Below are 3,135 nucleotides of genomic sequence, written 5' to 3'. Positions count from 1 at the left end.
TGAGTGCAAATCCGATGAGTGCAAAATTAAGTGATGAGGATTTTATGTACGCAAAAGAAATCATCGGAAAAAATTTTGAAATACTTCAATTGCTTTGTGAAGCAGGAGTTCCCATGATAGCTGGTACGGATGTGAGCTGGACAAATCCGTATAATTTTCCCGGTTTTGGTTTGCATGATGAACTGAATTTGCTGGTAAAAGCAGGTTTGACCCCAATGGAAGCTATACAAGCTGCAACAAAAAACGCTGCAACCGTACTGGGGGTACTTGATAAGACAGGGACCGTGGAACCGGGGAAACAAGCCGATCTCGTTCTCCTGGATGCAAATCCACTGGAAAACATCAACAACACCCGAAAAATAAATGCAGTATTCAGGGCAGGTAGATATTTGTCAAGAGCAGATTTGGATACTATGCTTCAAAAGGAAGAGACAATGGTTCAGTATATGAAATAATGTGTCAAAAGATTCATTTTACATTTTACTTCTTTCAAAACATACAATCATGAAAAAAAATGCGCAACAGCGTCGGGATCTGTCCCTTGTCGTTTCCATATTGGCTTTTCTGTGCTGGGGTTTGGTTTCATGTAATAAACCGTTGCTGAAAACGGGTGAAGGGAATCTCCCCGTTTCCGGAGGGAAAATATGGTATAAAGTATCCGGCAACGGAACCGGAATACCGGTTGTCCTGATCCACGGCGGTCCCGGTGCTTCCAGCTTTTACCTAAAGCCATTTGAAGAATTGGGAAATGATCGTCAGGTCATTCGTTACGATCAGCTTGGTAGTGGAAAATCCACCTACACGGAAGACACAACCATGTTCACGATTGAGCAAAGAGTGACGGAACTCGATTCGCTGCGAAAAGCGTTGGGTATCAACACATGGAATCTGTTGGGGCATTCTTTCGGGACGATGGTCGCTCTTGAATATTACGCAGCCTTTCCCGATCATGTTGCCTCCCTTATCTTTGCAGGTCCCTGCTTCGATGTCCCGGCATATGAAGAGAATTGCAGACTGCTTCTCAAAACCCTGCCCGATTCATTACAAAAAGCAGTTGCTGAAGCCGACTCCTCGAGTGACTATATAAATCTGCGCTATCAGGATGCCCTGACCATGTTCAACGATCTCTATGGTTCACGAAAACCGGACAGGGTAGAAACTGACAGCATTATGGCTACCTTTAACGTAGTCTTGAACTACTATATGCTGGGGCCAAGCGATATTTCAATCATTGGTACATTAAAAGATTACAATAGTACCCCGTATCTGTCCAAGATCAGAGTCCCCACACTCTTTACTGTCGGCGAATTCGACACATCGGGACCCCAACTGGTTAAAAGTTTTTCAGAACAAGTGGCCGGCAGCGAGTATTATGTATTTCCCAATTCGGCTCATATAACCATGTGGGATGCGGAAGAAGAAAACGTTCGGGTAGTGCGTAATTTCTTATTATCGGCAGACGCGTGCATCCAATCAGTATCCGGATCGAACCAAAACAGGTAAATAAATGTTAGACAACAACCCCGCCACCATCTCAAACAATGTGCGGGCGAAGTGATCGATTTACAAATTTACATGCGTGAATATGAACCGGACAACTATTTCCCCCGAACAAGCCGACAGCCTGTTTGCCACCCTGAAAATGCGCTTCGAACAAAACATGCATCGCCATCCCAATGTAAAGTGGAGAGATGTACAACAAAGACTGGAAAATAATCAGGACAAACTGTGGTCGCTCAACGAAATGGAGGAGACCGGCGGAGAGCCCGATGTAATAGGTTATGATACCAAAACCGGGGAATACATATTTTGTGACTGCTCGCCCGAAAGTCCCAAAGGTCGCCGGAGCCTATGCTACGATGAGGCTGCCTTAAAATCACGCAGGGAAAACAAGCCCAAAGGCAGTGCATTGGGCATGGCCAAGGAGATCGGCATTGACCTGTTGGACGAAATGCAATACAACAACCTCCAGAAACTGGGAGAGTTCGACACCAAGACCTCCAGCTGGGTAGTCACATCCGATGACGTGCGAGAAAGGGGCGGTGCCCTTTTCGGCGATTCCCGATATGGGCGCACCTTCATCTATCACAACGGAGCCGAATCCTACTACGCTGCACGAGGCTTCAGGGGAATGCTTAAGGTATGAGAAAGTTGCGTTATTTTAAATTAAGCCCATTCCCAAAGCCAGAGAAATAAAGATGAGCATGACAGCTACCAGGAGTTGGATGCTTCGCAGGGTTACTTTTTTCAGCACCCTTTTGCCCATATATGCCCCTGCAATTGCCGACAGGGTTGCCGAAATTAAAAGCATCAGATTTTCGTGCAGGTTTGCTGATGTGAACCGGGTGGCATAAACAGAAAGTCTTGTAAAATCGACCAGACAAGCAATAACAACGCCGGTGGCAATGTATGCCTCTTTTGACAAACCGCTTTTTATCAGGAATGCACTGCGTATGGCTCCCTGAATGCCGGATAGACCACCAAAAAAACCGCTCAATACTCCGCCCCATACTAATTTGTCTTTACCGAATTGAACTTTTTGGAAGGAAGGCGTAATTTCAAGTATCGAAAACAGAATTAACAACAGGGCAATCATCAGCTTCACGGGGGTGACCTCAAAAGTCTTGCCCCAAAGTTCGTAATGTAAAAGCGTAGGGAGCACGGTAATTTTTAGCAACAGCCATGCCCCTGCAAACGAAGCAAATATTGCCGGAATTCCAAAACGCAATAAAACTGCTTTATCGGTATTCCTGCCAACCAGTGCAATTTTGAAAAGGTTATTGGTGAAATGTACCACGCCTGTGAGTGCAATGGCAACATCAATCGGGAAAAATATTGCAAAGACAGGGGTTAATATTGTTCCAAGCCCGAAGCCGGAAAAGAACGTCAACACGGCTGTAAAAAAAGCCGCCACACAAATGACTATTATCTCCATACAAACATATTATAAAATTCATAATTAAAAAAGGATGTGTGCTTGCTTAAGTGAAATAAATGATTCTAAACTTATTCGAGAGCAGGGAGAGTGGAATGTGCACAGAACCCTGGCATACCCTGCATCGAACTCTTCCACCGTGCGTACATCCAAAAGCTGGGCACCGTGGTCAATTTTCTCTTTTAACTCCGTTAGAATAC

General features: G+C 45.0%; 4 protein-coding genes. 3 read left to right on the top strand and 1 reads right to left on the bottom strand.

Annotated features, from left to right (window positions below):
- From B3Z75_RS04890 to B3Z75_RS04880, 3 genes are all read left to right on the top strand, one after another.
- A partial coding sequence (locus tag B3Z75_RS04890) for an amidohydrolase family protein (protein ID WP_294068259.1) occupies nt 1-455 on the top strand: 455 nt, incomplete at its 5' end.
- A gap of 49 nt (nt 456-504) precedes the next feature.
- Nucleotides 505-1,503, top strand: coding sequence for a proline iminopeptidase-family hydrolase (locus B3Z75_RS04885; protein WP_294068258.1), 999 nt, complete (start codon nt 505-507; stop codon nt 1,501-1,503).
- Between the two features lie 82 nt (nt 1,504-1,585).
- Complete coding sequence (locus tag B3Z75_RS04880) at nt 1,586-2,146, top strand: DUF4256 domain-containing protein (RefSeq protein WP_294068257.1); 561 nt, start codon at nt 1,586-1,588, stop codon at nt 2,144-2,146.
- 15 nt (nt 2,147-2,161) lie between these two features.
- On the opposite strand, the gene B3Z75_RS04875 is transcribed toward B3Z75_RS04880, so the two are convergent.
- Nucleotides 2,162-2,935 carry a sulfite exporter TauE/SafE family protein gene (locus B3Z75_RS04875; RefSeq protein WP_294068256.1) on the bottom strand — a complete coding sequence of 258 codons (774 nt, stop codon included), beginning with the start codon at nt 2,933-2,935 and terminating at the stop codon, nt 2,162-2,164.
- Nucleotides 2,936-3,135: the final 200 nt, after the last annotated feature.

This window comes from Proteiniphilum sp. UBA1028 (assembly GCF_002316955.1).
Classification (GTDB): domain Bacteria; phylum Bacteroidota; class Bacteroidia; order Bacteroidales; family Dysgonomonadaceae; genus Proteiniphilum.
This window is presented reverse-complemented; position numbering and strand designations above follow the sequence as displayed.